28 protein-coding genes are annotated in these 20,857 nt (G+C 48.1%); 3 read left to right on the top strand and 25 right to left on the bottom strand.

The genetic code is table 11. The features are described 5' to 3' along the window. Positions 1-41: 41 nt before the first annotated feature. Together EDI29_RS00140 and EDI29_RS00135 are read right to left on the bottom strand one after the other, a co-directional pair. Positions 42-743, bottom strand: a complete 702-nt coding sequence (locus EDI29_RS00140) for a DsbA family oxidoreductase (protein ID WP_039534109.1) — start codon at positions 741-743, stop codon at positions 42-44. Between the two features lie 67 nt (positions 744-810). Then, entirely contained in the window at positions 811-1,917 is a 1,107-nt protein-coding gene (locus tag EDI29_RS00135) for an alkene reductase (protein WP_039534107.1), read from the bottom strand. Between the two features lie 226 nt (positions 1,918-2,143). Here EDI29_RS00135 and EDI29_RS00130 point away from each other — a divergent pair, with 226 nt between their 5' ends. Beyond that, positions 2,144-2,473: a thioredoxin family protein gene (locus EDI29_RS00130; protein ID WP_039534106.1), complete on the top strand. Its 330-nt coding sequence runs from the start codon at positions 2,144-2,146 to the stop codon at positions 2,471-2,473. A gap of 28 nt (positions 2,474-2,501) precedes the next feature. On the opposite strand, the gene EDI29_RS00125 is transcribed toward EDI29_RS00130, so the two are convergent. The 4 genes from EDI29_RS00125 to EDI29_RS00110 all read right to left on the bottom strand — a co-directional run bounded on the left by EDI29_RS00125 (position 2,502) and on the right by EDI29_RS00110 (position 6,004). Then, complete coding sequence (locus EDI29_RS00125) at positions 2,502-2,840, bottom strand: carboxymuconolactone decarboxylase family protein (RefSeq protein WP_039534103.1); 339 nt, start codon at positions 2,838-2,840, stop codon at positions 2,502-2,504. A gap of 4 nt (positions 2,841-2,844) precedes the next feature. After that, on the bottom strand, positions 2,845-3,426 hold the full coding sequence (locus EDI29_RS00120; protein ID WP_039495259.1) for a TetR/AcrR family transcriptional regulator: 582 nt from the start codon (positions 3,424-3,426) through the stop codon (positions 2,845-2,847). Positions 3,427-3,652: 226 nt separating this feature from the next. After that, a complete protein-coding gene (locus EDI29_RS00115) occupies positions 3,653-4,210 on the bottom strand; it encodes an OsmC family protein (RefSeq protein WP_039534101.1) in 558 nt (185 codons plus the stop codon). Positions 4,211-4,546: 336 nt separating this feature from the next. Then, positions 4,547-6,004 (bottom strand): UvrD-helicase domain-containing protein, encoded by a 1,458-nt coding sequence (locus EDI29_RS00110; RefSeq protein WP_103199250.1) that lies wholly within the window; start codon positions 6,002-6,004, stop codon positions 4,547-4,549. A gap of 116 nt (positions 6,005-6,120) precedes the next feature. Here EDI29_RS00110 and EDI29_RS00105 point away from each other — a divergent pair, with 116 nt between their 5' ends. Beyond that, on the top strand, positions 6,121-6,579 hold the full coding sequence (locus EDI29_RS00105) for a hypothetical protein (RefSeq protein ID WP_103199251.1): 459 nt from the start codon (positions 6,121-6,123) through the stop codon (positions 6,577-6,579). Between the two features lie 34 nt (positions 6,580-6,613). On the opposite strand, the gene EDI29_RS00100 is transcribed toward EDI29_RS00105, so the two are convergent. The 18 genes from EDI29_RS00100 to EDI29_RS00015 all read right to left on the bottom strand — a co-directional run bounded on the left by EDI29_RS00100 (position 6,614) and on the right by EDI29_RS00015 (position 18,379). Then, on the bottom strand, positions 6,614-7,270 hold the full coding sequence (locus EDI29_RS00100; protein WP_103199252.1) for a hypothetical protein: 657 nt from the start codon (positions 7,268-7,270) through the stop codon (positions 6,614-6,616). A gap of 84 nt (positions 7,271-7,354) precedes the next feature. Next, positions 7,355-7,609, bottom strand: a complete 255-nt coding sequence (locus EDI29_RS00095; RefSeq protein ID WP_103199253.1) for a DNA polymerase III subunit theta — start codon at positions 7,607-7,609, stop codon at positions 7,355-7,357. 105 nt (positions 7,610-7,714) lie between these two features. Next, on the bottom strand, positions 7,715-8,629 hold the full coding sequence (locus EDI29_RS00090; protein ID WP_103199254.1) for a hypothetical protein: 915 nt from the start codon (positions 8,627-8,629) through the stop codon (positions 7,715-7,717). Between the two features lie 77 nt (positions 8,630-8,706). After that, the gene (locus EDI29_RS00085; protein WP_103199255.1) at positions 8,707-9,600 is read right to left on the bottom strand and encodes a hypothetical protein; all 894 of its coding nucleotides are present in this window, start codon (positions 9,598-9,600) and stop codon (positions 8,707-8,709) included. Positions 9,601-9,673: 73 nt separating this feature from the next. Then, on the bottom strand, positions 9,674-11,632 hold the full coding sequence (locus EDI29_RS00080; protein WP_241664869.1) for an ArdC-like ssDNA-binding domain-containing protein: 1,959 nt from the start codon (positions 11,630-11,632) through the stop codon (positions 9,674-9,676). A 61-nt stretch (positions 11,633-11,693) separates the two neighbouring features. Continuing rightward, positions 11,694-12,179, bottom strand: a complete 486-nt coding sequence (locus EDI29_RS00075; protein ID WP_103199257.1) for a hypothetical protein — start codon at positions 12,177-12,179, stop codon at positions 11,694-11,696. A 95-nt stretch (positions 12,180-12,274) separates the two neighbouring features. Continuing rightward, positions 12,275-12,547: a hypothetical protein gene (locus tag EDI29_RS00070; RefSeq protein WP_103199258.1), complete on the bottom strand. Its 273-nt coding sequence runs from the start codon at positions 12,545-12,547 to the stop codon at positions 12,275-12,277. Further along, entirely contained in the window at positions 12,544-12,993 is a 450-nt protein-coding gene (locus EDI29_RS00065; RefSeq protein ID WP_103199259.1) for a hypothetical protein, read from the bottom strand. Before EDI29_RS00065 ends, EDI29_RS00070 begins: the two co-directional genes overlap by 4 nt. Before the next feature lie 11 nt (positions 12,994-13,004). Beyond that, positions 13,005-13,220 (bottom strand): hypothetical protein, encoded by a 216-nt coding sequence (locus tag EDI29_RS00060; RefSeq protein ID WP_103199260.1) that lies wholly within the window; start codon positions 13,218-13,220, stop codon positions 13,005-13,007. 101 nt (positions 13,221-13,321) lie between these two features. Then, positions 13,322-13,798, bottom strand: a complete 477-nt coding sequence (locus EDI29_RS00055; protein WP_241664868.1) for a JAB domain-containing protein — start codon at positions 13,796-13,798, stop codon at positions 13,322-13,324. Positions 13,799-13,911: 113 nt separating this feature from the next. Then, entirely contained in the window at positions 13,912-14,382 is a 471-nt protein-coding gene (locus tag EDI29_RS00050) for a hypothetical protein (protein WP_103199261.1), read from the bottom strand. A gap of 100 nt (positions 14,383-14,482) precedes the next feature. Further along, positions 14,483-15,244 (bottom strand): hypothetical protein, encoded by a 762-nt coding sequence (locus tag EDI29_RS00045; RefSeq protein WP_103199262.1) that lies wholly within the window; start codon positions 15,242-15,244, stop codon positions 14,483-14,485. Positions 15,245-15,341: 97 nt separating this feature from the next. Further along, complete coding sequence (locus EDI29_RS00040) at positions 15,342-15,812, bottom strand: hypothetical protein (protein ID WP_103199263.1); 471 nt, start codon at positions 15,810-15,812, stop codon at positions 15,342-15,344. A 96-nt stretch (positions 15,813-15,908) separates the two neighbouring features. Then, positions 15,909-16,313: a hypothetical protein gene (locus EDI29_RS00035; RefSeq protein WP_103199264.1), complete on the bottom strand. Its 405-nt coding sequence runs from the start codon at positions 16,311-16,313 to the stop codon at positions 15,909-15,911. Between the two features lie 99 nt (positions 16,314-16,412). Further along, a complete protein-coding gene (locus EDI29_RS00030; RefSeq protein ID WP_103199265.1) occupies positions 16,413-17,048 on the bottom strand; it encodes an antirestriction protein in 636 nt (211 codons plus the stop codon). 87 nt (positions 17,049-17,135) lie between these two features. Then, positions 17,136-17,615, bottom strand: a complete 480-nt coding sequence (locus EDI29_RS00025; RefSeq protein ID WP_103199266.1) for a hypothetical protein — start codon at positions 17,613-17,615, stop codon at positions 17,136-17,138. An 81-nt stretch (positions 17,616-17,696) separates the two neighbouring features. Continuing rightward, on the bottom strand, positions 17,697-18,020 hold the full coding sequence (locus tag EDI29_RS00020; RefSeq protein ID WP_119874189.1) for a hypothetical protein: 324 nt from the start codon (positions 18,018-18,020) through the stop codon (positions 17,697-17,699). Between the two features lie 83 nt (positions 18,021-18,103). Beyond that, complete coding sequence (locus tag EDI29_RS00015) at positions 18,104-18,379, bottom strand: hypothetical protein (protein WP_103199268.1); 276 nt, start codon at positions 18,377-18,379, stop codon at positions 18,104-18,106. Between the two features lie 435 nt (positions 18,380-18,814). Here EDI29_RS00015 and EDI29_RS00010 point away from each other — a divergent pair, with 435 nt between their 5' ends. Then, the gene (locus EDI29_RS00010; protein ID WP_137739243.1) at positions 18,815-19,105 is read left to right on the top strand and encodes a chromosome segregation protein ParM; all 291 of its coding nucleotides are present in this window, start codon (positions 18,815-18,817) and stop codon (positions 19,103-19,105) included. 7 nt (positions 19,106-19,112) lie between these two features. On the opposite strand, the gene EDI29_RS00005 is transcribed toward EDI29_RS00010, so the two are convergent. After that, positions 19,113-20,003: an integrase domain-containing protein gene (locus EDI29_RS00005; RefSeq protein WP_137739242.1), complete on the bottom strand. Its 891-nt coding sequence runs from the start codon at positions 20,001-20,003 to the stop codon at positions 19,113-19,115. Between the last annotated feature and the right edge of the window lie 854 nt (positions 20,004-20,857).

Below are 20,857 nucleotides of genomic sequence, written 5' to 3'. Positions count from 1 at the left end.
GTGAGAAGTTACCGGCACGGTCAGTGCTGGCGGTAGAACGTTTAGATGCTGCACCCTTCAGTTCCGCAGGTCTGGCCCGCTGTCACTGAAAGCTCGGTTTGCTGTTCATCCCAGACCTGACGCAACGCATTCAAAAAGTTGTCTGCGCTCTGAGCACCGCTGAGGGCGTATTTTTCATTCATCACGAAGACGGGAACACCGCTGACACCAATGGCGCGCGCGTGGGCTTCATCTTCAGCAACAGAGGCCCGCAAGGCGTCATTTTCGAGCGAGGCTTCCGCGTCGCTTTTTGCCATGCCCGCTTCAACGGCCAGTGCAACCAGCTCCTGACGGTCGAAGAGGGAGCGTCCCTCTGTGATACTGCCACGGTAAAAACGTTCTTCGACCGCATCCGCAATGCCGGCTTTGCGCGCCGCGGTCAGGAGGGTGTGCGCATCTTCGGTGTCACCAAACATCATGCTGTCGAAGTTGTAGATGAGGCCTTCAGATTTACCTGCGGTGCCCACTTGATTCATCATCAGCTCTGCAGAGTGCTGGCTGCCCAGCTTCTTCACGATGGCATCCTTAAAAGGCATTGTTGGGCTACCGCCAGCTAGGCGGTAGCTGTGATGACGGATCACCACCTGATCGCGAAACTCAAAGCTGTTCAGACCCTGTTCAAATCTTTTTTTAGCGATCCAGCACCACGGGCAGACTAAATCTGACCAGATATCAATGGTGAGGGTAGGTTTAAGCGTTTGCATAATAAATTCCTCATAGACCACAGGGGCACGCACTCTCACGGAGCGTAGAGCTGTGCCCGTGTCGTATTTATTGAGCCTGCCAGACCGGATAATCGGTGTAGCCTTTTTCCGGAGAGCCGCTGACGCCGTAGTACGTGGTACGGTCACTTTCAGCCAGCGGCCAGCCGTTTTGCATTCTTTCGACCAGATCCGGATTGGCAATGTAAGGCACGCCAAAGGCCACTAAATCCAGCTCGTCGGCCTCAAGCGCCAGTTCGGCAATATCGCGGGTGAAACCACCGGCAGCGATGATGGTGCCTTTAAAGGTGTTGCGGAAACGGCGGCGGAATCCTTCCGGAAGCGGCGCTTTGGTGTACACCGGCTGATAGTAAAGGTGTACGTAGGCCAGTTCGCGCTGACCGAGCGCGTCAGTGATGGCTGACCAGGTTTGCTCTTCGCCTTCATACGGCGCGAGGTCATAAATGCGGCCGAACGGCGACAGGCGCACGGCAACGTGGCTGTTACCCACGGCTTCCGCCACGGCGTCAATGGTCTCCAGCAGGAAACGCTGACGATTTTCCACCGAACCGCCGTATTCGTCGGTGCGGGTGTTCAGTTCGCTACTGAGGAACTGGTCAAAGATGAATCCGTTTGCCGCCATGATTTCCACGCCGTCAAAACCAGCTTCCATCGCTAGGCGTGCGGAGTGCACAAAGTCTGCCGTGATGCGTTTCACTTCATGAGTTTCCAGCGCGCGCGGCTGGCTTGGCACAACCGGGCCCGGTTCTCCGGATTCGGTCAGCGCAAAAACGGTGGTATTGACCGCCTGAACGGTGCCCGCGGACACAGGTGCAATATGCCCCGCTTGCAGGGAAACGTGAGACATCCGGCCAACGTGCCACAGTTGGGCGAAAATACGTCCACCTTTAGCGTGAACGGCTTCCGTGACCTTACGCCAGCCCTGGACATGTGCATCGTTATAAATCCCCGGCGTGTAGAGATAGCCGCGTCCTTCTTCTGAAACAGGCATACCTTCCGTGATGAGAAGACCAGCAGAAGCGCGCTGTGCGTAATACAACGCCACGACCTCGTCCGGCACGTCATTCATCGTGCGGGTACGAGTCATCGGTGCCATAACCACGCGATTTTTTAACGTCATGCCAGACAAATTATAGGGGGTGAACAACTTACTCATCGTGTACCTCACAAAGATAAAAAGGGTTTACCCCCGCAGGGGAAATACAACATCCGCCAGATTTACCGACCTAGCGTTGTCGCATGGGAGTTGCGTAAACATCGGATGGGTGGCACTATACCAACCATCTAGTAGGTAGGTCAATGGGGCAGGAAAATATTTGTGTGTGCTACCTAACGCAGCAAGCGCTTGTTTAAACGCCACTCCACTTAATGAGGACATCAATATGCGTAAGTTAACGTCTTATAACGAAGATAATTTCCGGCAGATAGAACAGTACGAGGGGATATCCGTAGTGCGTTTTTCTGCCCCCTGGTGTCCGCCCTGTCGGGCGAGCGAAGATATGTTCAGTCAGTTTGCAAAACGACTGGATGGTGATATCCAGATAGGGAAGGTTAATGTGGATCAGGCTCCGGTTCTGACGACGAAATACGAAATATGGGGGCTGCCGTCGGTACTGATATTTAATGAGGGGCAATTGGTAAAACGCATCCCCGGCGTGAAACCTTCTGCGGTATACGCTCAGGCGATTGCGGACATAAAAAAAGGGCAGTAATGCCCTTTATTACACCACTTTTAGACGCTTAACTGCGAGCCTGGCTCACTGCATCGAGAGTACGTGCCGAATAAATCACAGCCGCCCCCGCATTGAGGTTGATCGCAACGCCCAATGCTTCAGCAATTTCTGCGTCCGTTGCACCGGCTTTTACTGCGGCGTCGGCGTGGAAGGCAATGCAGCCGTCGCAGCGTGTGGTAACAGCACAAGCCAGTGCGATAAGTTCGCGAACTTTGGCACCCAGAAGGTCGGTCTTATTGCCTGCATTTCCCAGACTAACAACGCCTTTCATGGTGTCTGGGGTCAGCTTGCCTAGTTCACCAAGGCGCTGCATTAAATCTGTGCGGTAGTTATTCCAGTCTAACATGATCTTATTCTCCGAAAGGAAGGGGATTGAGGAGCAAATTTATATACTTAAGGTTGTTGCTGAATACTTCGGGTCTGGCCGTTGCACGAGCAACAACGCTGGCACCTTCACATAGATTGATGATGATCAGTGCCATGTCTGAAGGAGTTGTGTGGGGGAAAAATTCCCCCGCATCAACCCCGCCCTGAACGATTTTCGTGAGCCAGGCGATTTGCATATCGAAATAGCGCGACGTCTGTTCAGTGATATTTTGTGGCAAATTGGCCGTATCTGCAGAAAGCGCGCAGCACAGCGGCAATAGAGAAGCCCTGTGGCTTTGTAAAAAAAGATCGACGTAAGCCGCTATCCTCTTTTCTGCTGATTTCGCAGTGGCTTCAATTTGTTCAAACTGCCTCTGCGTATCAGAAAATGCCTGTATTACGACCTGTTCACCTAAAATATCTTTTGTCGGAAAATGATGGTGAATACTGGCCTTTGTAATACCGACAATTTTCGACAGGTCGGCATAGCTGAAAGCCGAGTAGCCTTTTGCCCGCATCAAATATTCAGCCTCGCTGAGAAGGCGTTCCCGCGTCATCGTTGTCATAAAAACCCCATATAATCTACTAGTAGATAGATTTTATTCCTGCCCTTTTCGAGAGGCAAGCTCTATTCCTAGCCTGAGCGTAAAAGAGAATTATGGTTCCGGAAAGAGTGGGAGCGTCTCCGTGTTCAGCGGCATGGCTTTAATACCCGTCACGCATTACGCTTTATGAAAAAACAGGCTGCCAGTGAAATAAGGTAGCGTTATCTTTTCAGTAGATCACTCGGCGTCAGGCCAGACGGGTGATCACATCGACCGGGTTTGCGAGCGTGTCGTGGATCGGTGAGTTCTTTTTCATTTCGCTAACCAGCGCTTCCAATTCTTCGCGGCTGGCAGACTTACTTTCCAGATGTACGTCCACGCGAATGGACTTGGCACCCTTACGCACGCTGCTATCAAGACCGAGGAAGCCATTAAGATTGATATCAAAATTCATATCAAGTTCGATACCGTCAAGCTCAATCCCTTTTTCAGCCGCCATCATAGTTAGCGTCGCGGTATAACACCCCGCCAGTGCCTGCATGATGTATTCCGTCGGGCTCATGCCGGTGTCGGTACCCAGTAAGCCTGCGGGCTCATCACCGATATTGGAGAATTTCCCTACGCGGCTGTTATCGACAACACCGTCCTGAATCGTTGCACCGGTCTCAGTACGCACGGTTAAACCGCCGTTGGAACGGGCTTTCATTTGGAAAGTCAGATTACCCAAGCCTGGCTGGGCACGTACTGCTTCACGGGTGTTGTGGATCGCATCAGCTGCGGCAGAAGGTTTAACGCTAGTAGACATAATGGCTCCTGATATTTCTTAAAGAAAGAATGTAGTTATCACAACGACAACCAATCAACTAGTAGGTAGGTTAATGTAGGAAGCTATTCTTGTCCACTCTTTTATGAAAAAGAGGGCAGAAAGCCCCAGCAAACAATTTTATCTCACGTTAATTCTTTGATTACTTTACTGAGCCGCGTTAACCACGAATAGCTCAAAGCTGCTATGCATAAATACAAAAACTCAGAAAATAACATGCGCGTCAGATTAAGTTCGAGTCAGTAAAATTTATTCGGCATGGCCTTGTTCTTCAGGAAAAACAGCGTGGTCGATAAATGGCATCTCATCAGCAATCCCTTATTCTCCTTTGCAAGTTAGCAACTCCTCGGCAATATCGTCAGGCTCTTCCTGTTCACAGAGCAGCTTCAATAGTTCATTTCGAACCAAAAGTTTCCGGGCCCGGGTTGTGGCCACATATAGCAAATTAGTTTCATCCGTTCTGGCGGCTTCAGATAACAACGGGTCGGTAATATCCGAGAAGTCGTCGTTCAGGATCACCGTATCCCATTCAAGTCCCTTGCTGCGATGCGCAGTCGATACCACAACATCGGCATCTTTTTCATTCGTCGTCACCTGACGGCGTAAGACCTGTAATTTTTGCGGGAGCGGGAAATATTTATCAAGTAAGCCGATCGCCTGATTCATTTCGACGTCGTTGGTTGCCTTGGCGATAGATTTGTACTCTTCAAAATCCCGGTATTCACGGCTAAGATGTGGTGTACGCATCCGTTCAGGCATATCGACTGAAAACCAGTACAGGTCTTCCAGTTCTTCCGTTTTATAGCCTTCAATCCCTCCAACCCAGAACACGCGCTTCTCTTCCATACTCTCGTAGAGCGCAGCACCAATGACACCAGCAACCGTACGGCTGAGCACCGTGTAACGCGAAACGTCCGCAGGTAGCCTATCCACCACCTCGTCACTACCACCATTACCAATTACCGGGTGTGTTTCCTCTTGGCGTGCCAGCAATACATTCGCCATTTCGGCAACCGCTGGGCCAAATCGAAAACTCTGCGTCAGCCACAAACGGTCGGCACCTTCAAGTGCTGGCGAATTCAGCGCATTATCGGCTCCACGAAAACGGTAAATCTGCTGATGGCGATCGCCAACCAGGACGACATTACAGCTCTGAGTGAGTACCAGCGAACTTATGACAGGATTAGCATCCTGGGCCTCATCAAACAAGATCGTGTCCCAACGTTTTGACAAGTCAGGTGCTGACAACTGGAACAACTTCAGATAGGTATCATGCGTGACAGGAAACGTCGAATCGATGCGACTCATCTCATTCCACAGAAACTGAGCCGCCCCCAATATCTTGTCAGCATCCAGTCCATCGCGATCGTTCTCATCCGGAAGATGCTCATAACTGAGTGCCAGGGAAGCGCTGCACAGGAAATGGTTCAGCGCAGTCAACGCCATTCTGACCAATGGCCAGTGGCGGGTATTTAGCTTCCGGCCAATGTCGGTAATGCGCAAATTGGGCGTCAATCTCGGCTTTAGATGCTTACCAAATTTCATCCAGGCCAGCTGATGAGAGGTCTTACACTCAACATTGAATGGAAACTTGCGTTCAGCTTCATCACGAACAGCCCGGTTGTAAGCAAGGTAAAGCATTCTACGGTCAGGATTAGCCTGCGCGTAGCGAACCAGTGTTGTCGTTTTGCCTGTGCCAGCAAAAGCATTAACGACCAGATGTCGCCCTTTCCAGTTGATGACAGCGGATTGTTCCGGCGTATCCGAGTAGGCCATGCCTGTACCCCATGGTGAAAAATCATGCTGGTACAGTGCGTAAAAGAAGGTCTTGTCGCCATTAAAAACCAATTCTTCACGTTGGAAATTTTTAGATTCGGGAAAAGGGTTTTCCCATGATTTTTACCACTATGCACGATACAAAAATGGCTCTATTTATGAAAAATAAGGTAAAAAAGATGACAGAAAAAATAGCCAATATATTGGCTAATGCAAAAATCCCTTCATCAACCACATTCATTCCATATCGCTATAGCGATGATGACAAAACGACGTTAGAAATCATCACTGATGCAGAGAAAACCACCGTTACATCTTCTCAGTCAATCAAATTATTTCAGTTAATAAGTACTATTCCTAATGCACTACACCTTGATGGTTATAGTAACGATGCAATGTTGAATGAAACGGCATTACTTAGCATTAGTATGAGCGAATCATCCAAAATAATCGAATTCATATCAGCAGAAGAGAACAGCTTAACCGTGAAAGAAATTAGCGCTTTGAAAAAAATAATAGATATTGCGGTACAGAATCAGGCAGATTACATCACTGCATTCATTCCATTAAAATAGAGAAAGGCCGTGAAATCACGGCCAATAATAAAATTCATTTTATTTTCAACATCAAGTCAATAAAGGATTTTGAGACTTTTCCCGGATCATCTGTCCACATCAATGTATAGTTGCTTTCCTTTAGTTTATGAATAAACGTCTGTATATCCTTTGCACTCCCATTTGTATGAAAATATAATTTTCGCAACGTTTTTTCTCGCGGATGATGATCCTCTGGCAGTTTTTTCACACCAATCAGAATCGTTTTTTTAGCATCATCAACAATATCACTGATCTTGTTGTGTACTTGGGGCCAAACGGTCCTTAGTGTTTCAATCTTTTTTTGCTCGGCCAGTTTCTGAGGAATATTTTTATTTAATTCATCTAAAAGATGCTGAAAACTGAAGTCTCCCTTTCCGGGAGTTAATTGAAGCTCATCCGTCATAGCCCGTTCTTGTTCAGCATTAAAATACACAGTGAAGTCCCCCTGTCGCCGACTACCGTATAGTTTTAACGTTAACAACGTATTCATGTTTCTCAAAAAGACGAAAAGATGCTCTCCAGATGATTTTTTATCTTCAGGAGAGAAGAACACCATAAAAACAAAATGCCCACGACCGATGGCAAGCTCAAAAGCGATTGTAGGTTCGTGTCTTACCCATGCCGATGAATAGATAGCATGTAGTTGGTTAAAATTAAACTTTACACTCATACATCATATCCCTTAGCGCTTCACTGACATCATCCTACACGATTAGAAAGGCATCCTTAAAAAGGAGGTAGAGTGTGTCCTGATTTATTTTTTACCGTTATCTTCCGCCATCTTTTGATATACAGGAGCAGTACCTCGTGGTAACTGTTTACTGACTTCTCTGTAATGAGAGACACGCTGACGGAAATATTCGCGTAAATGTTCGGGTTGTTCTCGCTCAACCTGCTCCGCGATAACAGGCAGGTTTAGACGTTCTTTGTATGCAACGCTTGATGCTGCCAAATCGACATTCACTTTTTCCCGTTCCTCTCGTGGCAAATCGCCTAAATTGTGCGTCACAGTTTCTCCTGCTTGGTTCTATTTCGTTTATCTTAATATACTTCATTTTCCCTGGTGATTCGTGTCCATAGCAAAAAGCACCCCCGAAGGAGTGCTTTCTGTTTTTTAAGCCGCCAACTGGTGAACCACAGTCACTGGTTGACTGACGGTATTTAACCGCGATACCACATGATCTGACTCCTCCCTAATCCACTCAATTGCATCGACCATAACCTCATAATAATCCGATGCATTCGGCCGTTCAGGATCATTGACCTCCGTATCACTCGTAAAACTCGTCATTACAGCACCATTGCGATAATGAACATCCGCGCGGAAGGTCACTGGTACATAAATTCCCGCGGCTATCGCATCGACATGCTGGGTCAGAAAGTCATCTTCAAACTCCATGATATCGATGTCATCAATAGACTGCTGAGACATGTACAAACGTATTTCACCGGTACTACCACGCCAGCACCGTATCTGTTTTTCCTCGAAATTGCAGTTGCTGACAAACTGCGTCAATGTTTCTGCACACTGATGCGATACATCCCGTAATGACCGTTCTAGGTGATCCATAAATCGAAACCAGTAGCGTTCACTCTGCCGAAACTGAGCCAACGTGATGTATTCCTCGGATGCATTGTCACGTTGCCCAGAAGCTTCACGAAACATCGCCTCATCCAGTTCGTAGAGTGGCATGATGTCAGCACGCAGCAGTTGGTCGGTACGGCCACTGATTTGCGGGTGAATCCGGGGAAGATGCATATAACCGTCATCAACCTCGTTGGCCAGCCAGTTCACCGCGTTTATCCACAACATCAGGATCTTTCGGCTGCGTTCACGTTTAACATCGTCTGTATCAAGCCGTTCCAGCATGGTCTCCATCACGGCCGTCAATTGTTCATTTTCAAATAACGTTTGCGTGTTAACGTACGGATAATCACTCTCCAGACGCCAGCATATTTCGTCATAATCCGGCGCATAGCCTAATGTCCGCTGATACGCCTGCTGAATATATTCATGAATAATGCACATCGTGTACTCCTGTCAAAATAGTGATGGCAGGAGGCCCGGCAGGGCGTTCCCCCTGCCGGGTAAAGTTAAGTAATCAGTCAGGCAACCAGACGTAACGCTGGCGCCGGTGAGTAGTCATCACGTTGCAGACGTCGACGTTCGTCACGCAACCAGGCTATCGCCTGCTGCACAACATCACCGTAGTCTGCTACTGTCAGCCGGTCCACATTCACAACTTCTTTCTGAACGGAAAAACGACCAATGATGGCACCATTGTGATAGTGAATCCGGCTCTCCAACGCAACGAGGTGTATCTCGCGGCGGCAAACCCGTTTGACGAACTCAACAGGATCTGTCGCACTCACGCTCTCTGCATTAACCGTCCCCAGATTCACCGTGATAAACCCGAAGTCCGTATCAAAACGTCGGACAACCCGTTCATCAATATCACAACGCCGTTGCAATGCAGCCAACTGCGCCACGCAATGCTCTCCCGTCTGCGCCAACGTGCGACTCAGCCAGGATTCAAATCGTGACCAGTGCTGCATCGTTTGCGCCAGCTGCGAACGGAGGATGACATCATCAGTATATCGATCGCCTTGAGCCGTCAGTCGGATAAAATCGTCGTCAGACAAATCCAGCAAGGCAGACGGCTCACCAGGTAACAGGCAATCAACCCGACCACTGCTCTCCGGAGACGTCCTCGGTAATAGCCGTGTATTACCACTGGCTGTGGCCAACGCATCCAGCCCCAAAATCCACAGGGTCAGAATGCGCTCACTCAGTTGGCAACGTGCACGTAACTGACGATTGCCTGGAATGTTATCGAGCATAAACTGCATGATCGGTAACAGCCGATTGCTGTGAAACACAATATCGGTATTCAGGCAGTCGCGCAGATCGTTAGTGATATCAATCTGCCACTCATCCTGATGCAGGAAGAGGTTCATGTTTTTCTGGTATGTCTGTTGAATAAACTGCTCTGTTAGCATGATGCTCCTTACAAATAAAGTAAGGGCGCTTCCCCTTCCGGGAGAAACGCCCAGTTAGGGTTAAATTGTTATGTCAGGCTACTTGCTGTTGAGCTTTTCGCTCTTGTTCACGCATCCATTTACGTTCCCAGCCAAACATCATCCAGAAAGGCGTACGCCAGGTTTGACGGAACTCCATACTCAGACTGTTCCCGACAATCACCATCGCAGGTATGCCACATAGAGCCAGTTGTACATACGCCATCATCGCCGCTACAGAATCGATATCGACGCAGACAGCAACCATCTGTTTCTGTGGATTGAAACCCGCTTCAAGCATGGCTTGTGCCATCGCAACAACCAGGCCACCGGCTCCGCACGCAGGGTCTGAGACAGTAATGAAATCCCTTTCCCCACTTGTCAGCGCAGGTAGACCGTCAGACAACTGCATTTTCGCCATCATGTAAGCGACGGAATACGGCGTGAAATACTGTCCCCGGCGCTGATCGCCCAGCTCAAGTTCCATAAAAACCGAGCCGAGAAAATCTGACGCACTGAATTCCATGCCTTCGACCAGCGTGTTGAAAAGTGCAGGGAAACGACGCTGATCAACTGACTTGTAACGTTTTATTCGCCGCATGTAGTCATCTTCGATTTCCTGCACAAAATGGCACCTGTTATGTAACGCCGCTGCCGACATGTGAATAAAATCGCTGAAGACCGTCCAACGGTTCTCATACGGTGCAATTTCGTGAAACTGGCGGATAAACGTTGCCCGATGCGGATTGGGACGTCCCTGGTTTCTGACCCAGGGGAGCGCGGAGAGATTTCCCGGATCATCCGGGTCACCTCCTTCTTCCTCATCGTTAGCTGCAACCTCATCGACCGATTCGGCAGACGGTGGCGGTAGCAACAACGTGCCAAGCTCCGGAGCCTCCAGAACTACGTCGCTATCATCGATGTCGCTGGCGACACGATGAACAGCCAGGCTTCCGGGATTCAGTGAGAAACGCGCCAATGCATCAGCAACGCTATTCAACTCTGGTGTGAACAATGCCGTCGGCATATCACACCGAGGCCAGTCATAAATCCGTGCCAGCGCATTTACCGCATTACTCGGTGAAATGTTGTAGCGCAAGTGCTGATTCACCACGCTGTCACACACTAACGTCGTATCATCCAGTTGCTGGCCATAATGCGTCGTTAACAGATGAGCAGCCTCTCTCTGCCAGTATTGAACCTCATCAAGAGGCAAGGTGACCAACCGCTGACGCTGAGTTTCCAACCAGTCGACAGCCTTCCCCGCCTCAGATGCCGATTTAAACAGTATCCACGGATCTGAGCCCCGTTCCCCTGTCCACATCGGGTCGCCGGCAAGAAATATACCTGCCCGAGCCGCAAGCAACGCCCGTCCGATATCAGCGATGAGTGCTTCTTGCAGATGTGAGTTTATGTCAGGTAAACCATTCGGTAACGTAAAGCGGCCAAGCCGGCTTGGATGGCCTGTTGCACGAACCAGCAGTGCGGCCAGACTCTCTCCGTCTGACTCAGGTAATTCAATGCGATCACTGTCGGGCAGATAAACCGCCGGACGTTGTGCATTGAACAGAACAGGAACCCCGCACGCAAACTGCAACTGCCCTACCCGATCCATTCCAGGTACGGGAGACGGTGGCCACGGCCAGCCGGGTTGCAGCATGTCGGATAATCCCTCGCACTGTTCAACGTTGATAACCCGAAACAGCGAAAGTGACGGTTTGTAGCGGACGACTGTGGTCGGTCGCTGCCCCGGAGTGATTCTTCCGCCCAGAGAGCGTAAGTCATCCCCCGTCAGCCAACGATTTGATACCAGGCCGTTTTGCAACGCCGATTGCCAGAGCAACAAAGCGTTAATGCCGGTGAACCGTTGTCCGCTTAATGCGTGTTCCGGTATCCCCTGGCGAATAACACTCTGCCGCCACGGCGTTTTACCCGCGTTGACACTTTGCATCAGACGTTCTGTTAACAGCCGGCAAATATCTCCGGCATCCTGTAATGTGAAAGTTTTCATCATGGCCTCCATCAAAAATCGGGACCATCCCCTGAGGGATGGCTCCCTCAGGAAAAATCAAAAATCAGAGTACAGTGGTGAACAGTTGCAGAATTGCGTGACCCGCAATAACGGCTTGCTGGCACAGCTGCACAAACTGCTCATGATGCAGATAGGCCCAGACAACAGAGGACGTAATTATCCCTGTCGCCGACATCGCCATCAGAAACTGGTTACGCCGGCGGCGAAACAGTGCTTCTTTCTCTGCGACCTGCGTATGTAAAAACAGCCCTAGCGTTTGCAGTTCCGCGAAACGGCTAAACTCCTCACGTCTTAGCGCATCACAGGCCGCATCAAAACGTTCCAGCTCTGTCGGGTGCTGATCCTCAAGAAATCGGCGATAACCACCATCGCGTATCGTTTTGTAATGACGGTCAAACTCAGCCTGCAACCAGCTATAAAAATGACTGCGCGTGCGCTCAATAGCTCCTGACTCTCGCGTTAGCGACTTCATTGCGCCTTGCGTTGCCAGGGCCGATTCTTGGTGTTCATTAGTGGTCAGTAAACTCATGGTATGGACTCCGAAAAAAAAGACGGGTCCCCCCCTGCGGGTGTCCCCGTCAGGGTTAGTAAGATGCTGTGTTAGCCGGTTAGCCGGTTAGCCGGTTAGCCGGTCAGGCTGATATGAATAACATCATTCTCATAGCGCAGATAAAACTGCTGCCACAACGATGTCGATTCATTGCCGTCACCGGTTAAACAAAAATAGCCGGTCGTTATTTCTGAACGCGTACTTGAAGCCAGCGCTTTTAATGCATGACGAATCAGACGATGTAGCCGTTCAGTCTCGCATGCCGGCTCGGGCGTAAACGCGACGAGTCTTTCCCAGGCGCTGTCATCAATCGCAACGGCCGGAGAGGAATGCGACCTGTCCATCATGCTGCTTCATCATTCTGAGCAACTGACGAAATCGTCACGACAGCGGGGACAGCGGGCATCCTTTCAGGTTTACGTTGGCGCACATTACGTAATAACTTCTGGTGCATGGCCAATGCGGTATCAACCGCTTCATCCTCGCTATCCATATAACGTTCACCGTAAAACGGTTCAGCTGCCTCCTCGCCGAAATACAGCAGTTCGACACCAGGCTTATAGCTGTGCCGGTGTTGCAGTACGATTGCTCGGCCACAGCACTGGTGATCGTCAGCAAGCAGCCACTTCCCTGTATAAATTATTCGATGAGCTGACGATTCCATCGGCTCTGAACGCTGTCGCCAGGTCTGATAAAGCCAGACAAGCGCTCGCGCAGACAATTTGCTCGTCCAGCGCACGATGAACCACAGCCCTGTAAACAGAACAATCAGTATGTGTAAAGGCATTGGCATAACCCCTCCTTTCAATGCGTTAATCCGCGAAGTGCGAGGACAACAGCTAAAAGCACCAGAGAACCGGCGACTTTCAGCAACGTGAGATAACCAAGCAGCTTCAATAGTGCATTGCGATCGCGCCGGAAACATTCCCGGCGGATAAGCTGACACACTGCGTCTTCCTGCTCTGGTGTAAACGAAGTACCCTGAGTGGGAGCTTCTTGAGTGATATCAATGTGAGACATGAACTCTCCTTTTTGGTGATAAAAAAAGGGAGAGTCATCCCGTAGCGGGAGAAGGCTCTCCCCGTGGGGTAACGTCTGATTAGACGAAAGTATTTATGTGGTTATAACCAGCCGCGTTCGGCAAACGACACCATTTCACCGTGACCAATTACGATATGATCCAGTACACGCATTCCAACCAGAGAGAGTGCGTTAACCAGTTTTTCAGTGATTTCCCGATCGGCATTGCTGGGTTCAGCGTTTCCTGACGGATGGTTATGAGCAAAAATGACCGCTGCCGCATTCAGAAGAACGGCACGGCGGACAACCTCGCGTGGGTGAATATCAACGCAGTCAATTGTTCCAGCAAAGAGAAGCTCACTGGAAATTAATTGATGCTGATTGTTCAGAAACATAGCGGCAAAAACCTCTCGATCTAAACACTCCAGCTTCAGACGTAAGTAAGCTTTAACTTCCTCTGGCGACGACACTGCTTTTCGTTTCTTGATATTCCGCTCAAGTAGCGCCAGGGCCATATTGATGACTCGTGATTCACGATCGGTATAAACCGTCGTGTGAGAGGCGGTGAATTCGCGCATAAAAGACCTTTTACGGGCGAATGCTTTCCCCCTGGCGGCGGAAAACATTGCCACTGGGGGAAAGGTAAAATTATCGTAAGTCGATAATTGATGTAGAACGAGCTATCAGTGCATCAATGCAATGCATCGGCTAGATCAGCATTGGCTAGATCATCAAGCAGATCATATCCCTGACTTTCAGCCATACTGCAAATGTCATGAACTGATCGCTTCACCGCAGTAAAAATCCTCTGGCAACACCGCGGATAACGATCTGGGGCATCAATATCGTAAAAATCAATATTGATACAGTTCGCATGCGCATAGCGCAGACCAAAATCGTTCCTGGTGAGCCTAAGCGTCATATCATAATGAGTAACGAGCTTAGTAAAAGTATTTGCCTCTCTGTTCGTCAGGTATCCCTGGTGAAGCAGCGCAGTGAAGAGTTCCGCCATTTCTACGGCATGGAGAGATCCGTAAAACGCTACACCATCACCCTGGCTATGGCTCAAACTATAGGTAATTTCCATTTCAGGCCAACCAGCCTCAGCCAGTAAATCCTGAACATTGTCGCGCATTAAAATGTTAAATCCGTCTGCGTGCATAAGTAAATCCTCATGATTCAGGCGGAACTCTCCTGGCGGAAGAGTCTCCCGCCAGGAAGGTAAAATTATCGGATGTCGATAATTGATGTAAAACAGGCTATCAGTGCGCCAATGACGACTCAAAAGAAGAAAAACGACACAGACTGTCACGTATGGTTTCTCTTGCTTCATCCATCACATCTGACAACCAGTCGCGACAAAACCACTCGCGAACAGGAACATTTGCGGGGATGAGAACCTCATTGATCAGATCATCAGCCAGAACACTGTCATCTTTCGTCAGGACTTCCAGCTTCACGGCCAGTAACCGTTCCCCCCGAAAAATACTGTCAAGGTAACCGTCTATAACCTCGCGCTGTTCGTCGCCATCGAAAAGCCACAGGCTCTCATTCTGGCTGGCACGAACAATGAAGTGACGGGTACTGCGTTCAAATAACACCGCAGACTCACCATGTGGAGTACTTAACGCGTCAATCAGCTGATACCCCTGCTCTTTTGCAACATCGCAACGAGCACGAACAGACTGCTTAAACACATTGAGCATCCTCTGCCGACAGGCCGGATATCTATCCGGCATTCCGTCGAAGCTAATCCCATATTCACGCAGTGCCAACGTTATCTCTTTACGTTGAACCAGAAGGGAGTACACCGTAACTTCACGCTGAGTCAATTCACCAGAACGCCCCAACCCAACAAGTAATTCCACAAGTTCTTCAGTATCAAGTTGACCCCGAAACTCAACGTAATCACTTTGAGAGAAGCTCAGTGACCAGGATGTATCCATCTTTTCTGGCCACCCCGAGTCAACCAATAAGCGCTGAAAATTGCGGTGCATTAACGTATTAAATCCGTCTGTGTACATAAGTTGATCCTCATGATTCAGGCGGACCTCTCCTGGCGGAGGGTTCCGCCAGGAAAGTAACATTATCGTGGGTCGATAATTGATGTAAAACAGGCTGTCAGTGCATCAAACAACCTTCAAGTGAAGGCTCGCATACAACGTTGGGAACAATCCGTACACACTGGTCACTCAAAATGAGTCTTATAACTTTTGACTCGCTAAGGTACTTAATGTGCGCAACCTCATCAGAAAAAGCCGAACGAGTATACTTAACGTCGGTGACACCATAGTGAAAATAGGTGTCCCAGAATCCGCTGCCAGCTTTCTTTCCCTGCAAAATCACATCATCAAAATAATGCCTGTAATTCTCGGGAATAAAGCCCAACTCAAAGATTTTGCCCAGACACTCTGCGATTTCGAAAATCAGATAATCATGGCCTATAGTGCCGCTATGATCAGGAACACAGTTGATATCAGACTGCTTGAATGTACCCATCTCCATCAATTTGCCTTCTATTGCAGAAATCACACAAAGCAGCTCAACGACAGAATGACGATTACGATAAAGATGATTAAGTAAAGTATTCATAGATAAATCCTCTCTTCAATTTGAAAAGGGACTTATCCCCAGAGGGGAAAAATCCCCATATGGGTTAAGTAACAAAAAATGCATCGAAAACTGTATTCAGTGGGCCCGACTGAGGTACGTGATATAACCATCAAAATCGCTGTTGCCATCCAGGCAGGAAGAAAATTCCCAGCGAGTATGCTTACCTTCCTGGACGCCATTCTGAAAGGCTTTGTCCCAAAACTCATGGGCAACTTTGTTTCCCAGTGAAATCACATCATTCAAGTAATGACTGTAATTATCAGGGATAAAATTCAGCCCAACGGTTTCACCAAGACATTCTGCGATTCCGAAAATCTGATGGTCATTGTCTGTAAAACCATCCTCATCAGGAGAACAGTTGATCCGAAGTGCCTCGAATGCACCAATCTCCATCAATTTTCCTTCTATGTCAGAAATCACACACAGCAGGTCAACAACAGAATGACGATTACGAGCAAGACGATTAAGTAAAGTGTTCATAATGGATAAATTCCTTTCCAATTCAAAAGAGATTTATCCCCCACAGGAGATGAATCCCCGTATGGGTTAAGTTGAATAGCATTCAGCGAACATCAGCCATCATTGCTGTGTCTTATTCAGGTTCCGAGATGCACATTCGATAATGTCACCCAATACCATAAGCAATTGCGGCATGGTCAAAGGTGTACCTTCCGCAATAATCCCGAGCTTCACAGCGCCTTCGCCAATTGCATTGGCGAAAAGAGCACGCTGATGAAGAAGATCATCGACAGATTCGGTAGCCAAATCACGATAACTGCTGTTGTCTGAACCGAACTCCGGCGTTATTGCATTCGCTTCCGCATGAGCTTGAGCGTAACGCAACAAATCGTCGAACGCGTCCTGGATTTGCTTGCCTTCTGTGTCCGATATCATTGGCAATCGGTTATCTTTGAAATCAAGTAGCACCCCATGAAGGGCGCATAACGTAACCATTAATCCGAATGCATCCGTTGTTACTTGGACCCGGAACCGGGATGCGTAAACATTATAAAGTTTATCACCGTCAGGAACGGCATATACCGGAGTTTCCAGATCGTCGGCCACCTGAGGGTGCCAGTCATTCCAGCTACCGCTGCTAACATGGAGCTTAGACTGCCAGACCTCAATAATGTACTGAACGAATACGTCATAAGTCTCTTTCGACATGAAAGAGTAGAAAGTTTCAAAGGCTGACGCTTTGTTAGTCTGAGTCATGATAAATCCTCTCTAAATTCAATGTGAAAGGGATCTATCCCCAGCGGGATAAATCCCGCATGGGTTAAGTCACGATATGGCAGTCGGTCAGTAGAACGTCCGGCCGTCATACCAGTTGCGCTCGACATCTACACTGAGCGCGTAAAGGTAGTAGTCAATGAGCCAAATGCTCGCATCAGGGCTCTCATGAACACGGGCAGCATCCTTCAGGCCTTTATTAAAATAGTGCTGCCACAGGGCAGCATTAACAGAAAGGCCGAGCTCAAGAATATCTGCGAAGTATTTGTCAAAAAAAGTGCGCGGTAGCAGTTCCAGATTGATAATTTCACCGGCCTGCCGCGCAACCCACGCTATCTTTTTCTGGTTAAGCGTTATCATCGCGAAGTCATCCCAGTCCATCACATCGATGCCGAGACGCATCAGCGCAGTCGCTTCCATCAATACAGATTCAATATCAGAGACAACCCTGATGAGGTCTGTTGTGGAACGTTGTAAAAATTCATCATCGCGTCGCAGAATCGCCAGGCGCGAGACGAAAGGTTTCGTGTTGAAATCGTAATTGTGCATCGATAAATCCTTTTTTCGGTTCAAAAACGAAAAGGGATTTATCTCCACTGGGGATAAATCCCCATGTGGGTAGGTTCTAAGTCACTGGAAGCGGTAACGCAGCGTTGCTAACTGTTTTGCCAGTAATTGCGCAGCCTTGATTGCCTCGTGACGCTGTGGAAATGTGTTATCGGAACAAGTATGGGAGTCGAATTGGTAAGACTTTGAGCCCAACCAGCCGGTACGGCTTTCCACCTGATAACTCCATCCGGAATCACTTTGAGAAACCCGTGCCCGGAAGTGCATATGCCTGGAGCGATTCGGTATCCACTCACCAATAAATGCATCGTTGCGCTGTGTGTTTTTCTTCAGCAACGCAGACAGACGCTCAGTAAAATTACTCGTACGAAGTAAAACCATTTGCATGATGTTCTCCTGATAAAAACGGGAGAACATCAACCCAGACGGGAAGATCTTTTTCCCGTTAGGTTGCTGGCTTAAAATCAGTGTTAGAAAGAGTCTTCCGGATATGCCTGTTCTGTCGAAACCGTAACCAGTTCAACAGCGGTATCCATCGGTTCATCTTGCTGAGGCTTATGCTGAAAACCACCGAGTCTGCTCAAATAAAAAAAGCAGAAGACGATGACAGCACTTCCCCAGATAAGTAGCAGTTGAAGGAAACTGTAGGTCTTATAAACATGCTGCCGCGTTTTCACTTTTTTCTTCAGTGAAAGCAACAACTGACCTGCCCAGTATCCATCACGATATGCAGTAGAAGAGTTCATTGTGGTTGCTCCAAAATAAAATATTTGGAAAACCACACCCCTGCAATCGGGAAGTAGCTTCCCGGAGGGATTGATTGATGGTTAGTAAAATCGGACCTTCATCACCACGCTCGCAACGTCGTTTAAACTACCTGGTGATATCTGCTTCCAAAGGCTGGCAGATTTACCACACGCAACTGAGCGTGTTCTTCCTTGCAGGCTACAGAAGTGTTCTTTTGTGACTACCCGAAAGCGATCCTCACAAGTCACTGGATCATTGGTGGTCGTCAGAGACGACGGGTTAGCCCGTTCAACATACTCAAAGATGGAATTAAATTCAATATATTCTCAACGATTCCTGAGCCATTAAATTATTCGTATCAGATACGAATAAAGCATTGAACTGTTTGCAGGAAGAATATTTAATCGTATCTGATACGAATAAGAGGGGGTAGTATGCGTATTTCAAGAAATCAACGAGATGTCTTGTTTCTACTATATGCCATTGAGCTGAAAAAAGGCCATCAACATTTTGTAACAGCTACGGCCTTATTCTCTATGATAAGTAGAAATCGTAGCGCGACACTATATCCAAATCACTTAAGAACGTCCTGTCATACTCTACATAAAAATGGTTTTGTTGAACAGTATAGAGACGAACAATTAAAACTGTCCTATGCGTTAACAGAACAAGGAAGATTGGCAGCATTGACAATTTACAATGAAACTGCCAAAAACCCTTCTTGAACTTATCTCACTGAGTGGGATCAACTTTATTATAAACACGTGCAACATAACGACCCCGGCCATCACCATGCCCCAAATCCATGGAAACTAATGCATCAGCCTCCTCTTTACTAAATCCATTTTTAAGATGTAGCTTTGTTGCATCCTGGGTATAGACATATCTAAGACTATGAGGTGCATATTTTCCGACAAGCCCTGCTTCTCTCACGATATTACGATACTGTTCAATTGCCAAATGCAAAGCAGGACGGTTAATCAGTCGACCGTTATTTTCGCTCGTAATATGTATTGCATTATTCACTGCATTGATTAACTTCTCGCGTTCAATAATTGTCGTATCTCTTGGTCTCCCGCCTTTCGTGCCATAAACAATTCGAACTTTCTCATTACCATTTTGCAACGCCTTCTGCCATGTTTTAAGAGACTTAACTGATTGAATGGTTTCCTCAGTCCGTAAACCAAGAAGACGGGATAATTCCATTGCAGCTGCTGCACCTTTATCGGCAGCACTCACCTTTTCTAAAATGCTCTGATAAACATTATCTGGAATAGCAACTTTTGAACCGTCACGACTCGCGCCAGAAATACCCAATGCCTGATTACTCAGCTTTTCGTTTTCCGGGTTAGCCATAATGGTCTTACCGGCTGCACGCAAAATGGATCGTATTGCTGACATTTCATTTTGCAGCGTCCTGATTGAAATTTTCTCTTCCTGGCGGCTTCTGATATACATTTCAATATGACGAGGCTTAATATTCTTTGCATCCCTAATCTGCACATTCAAGCGTTTTAACCTTTCCGCAAAACGATTGGCTATTTTCATGCGGTCATTAAGTGTTTTAAAACTGCCGCCACCATCCCGCGCCAACGTCACAAGATTCTTGTTTAACTTAGCCATATAGTCCTCCAGTTCTAATGCAGTGAGTTATGTATTCCGTCCGTGTGAACGGAATACATAACTCACCGACTCCCTTCTGAAAGAGAGCAAAAATAGGTACTTCATCCCCGACGACACGGTTTGATTTTGCGCATCCTGCGTCTCAGCAGACATCTGTGCATCGGGGGCGAAATGTTGAATTGTTGCAAGGCACCCTGGGTGTTACCCATTCGCGGCTTACGCCGGGCTGACTTTCGTCAGTCTACCTCCACACGCCAGTTGTTGCTGGCGTCGCCATCGATGTCGTGCTGATTACCTCCTCTATCTAATAGAAATGTCTTCATGATGATGTTTTTCATACATTCGGACTGTTTGTTAAATGAAAGACCATCAAACGGTTAGTAAAACGTCTTTATACGTACTAAAAACCGTTACTACGTGTTGGTCAGATGGTAGAAGAATCGTCTATCGGGCAGTGCGTAAGCTCTGCCTGTATACGCGCTGCGCGCGTCACTTGGTATTCGCGTTGCTCATGCACAAGTGACGCCGCGCAGCTTTGACCTTCCATTGCGACTCCCGTAAGCGGCCAAATGTACCAAATGGCCTTATACGTGCGTGCAAAGGTCGGACGGCGCTCTAGACGTATTCGTATCTTGAATCGTGCGTAAAACAGAAAACTTCGAACAACATCAAATTGTTGCTGAAGCTATCGGGCTGAGCTCGCTAAGACGAGTCAGTATTTGAGTGGATAAACGGACCTTCATCACCACGCTCGCAACGTCGTTTAAACTACCTGGTGATATCTGCTTCCAAAGGCTGGCAGATTTACCACACGCAACTGAGCGTGTTCTTCCTTGCAGGCTACAGAAGTGTTC

This window comes from Pectobacterium polonicum (genome assembly GCF_005497185.1).
Taxonomy (GTDB): Bacteria; Pseudomonadota; Gammaproteobacteria; order Enterobacterales; family Enterobacteriaceae; genus Pectobacterium; species Pectobacterium polonicum.
The sequence above is the reverse complement of the archived record's forward strand: the minus strand, read 5'-3'. Positions and strand labels throughout refer to the sequence as shown.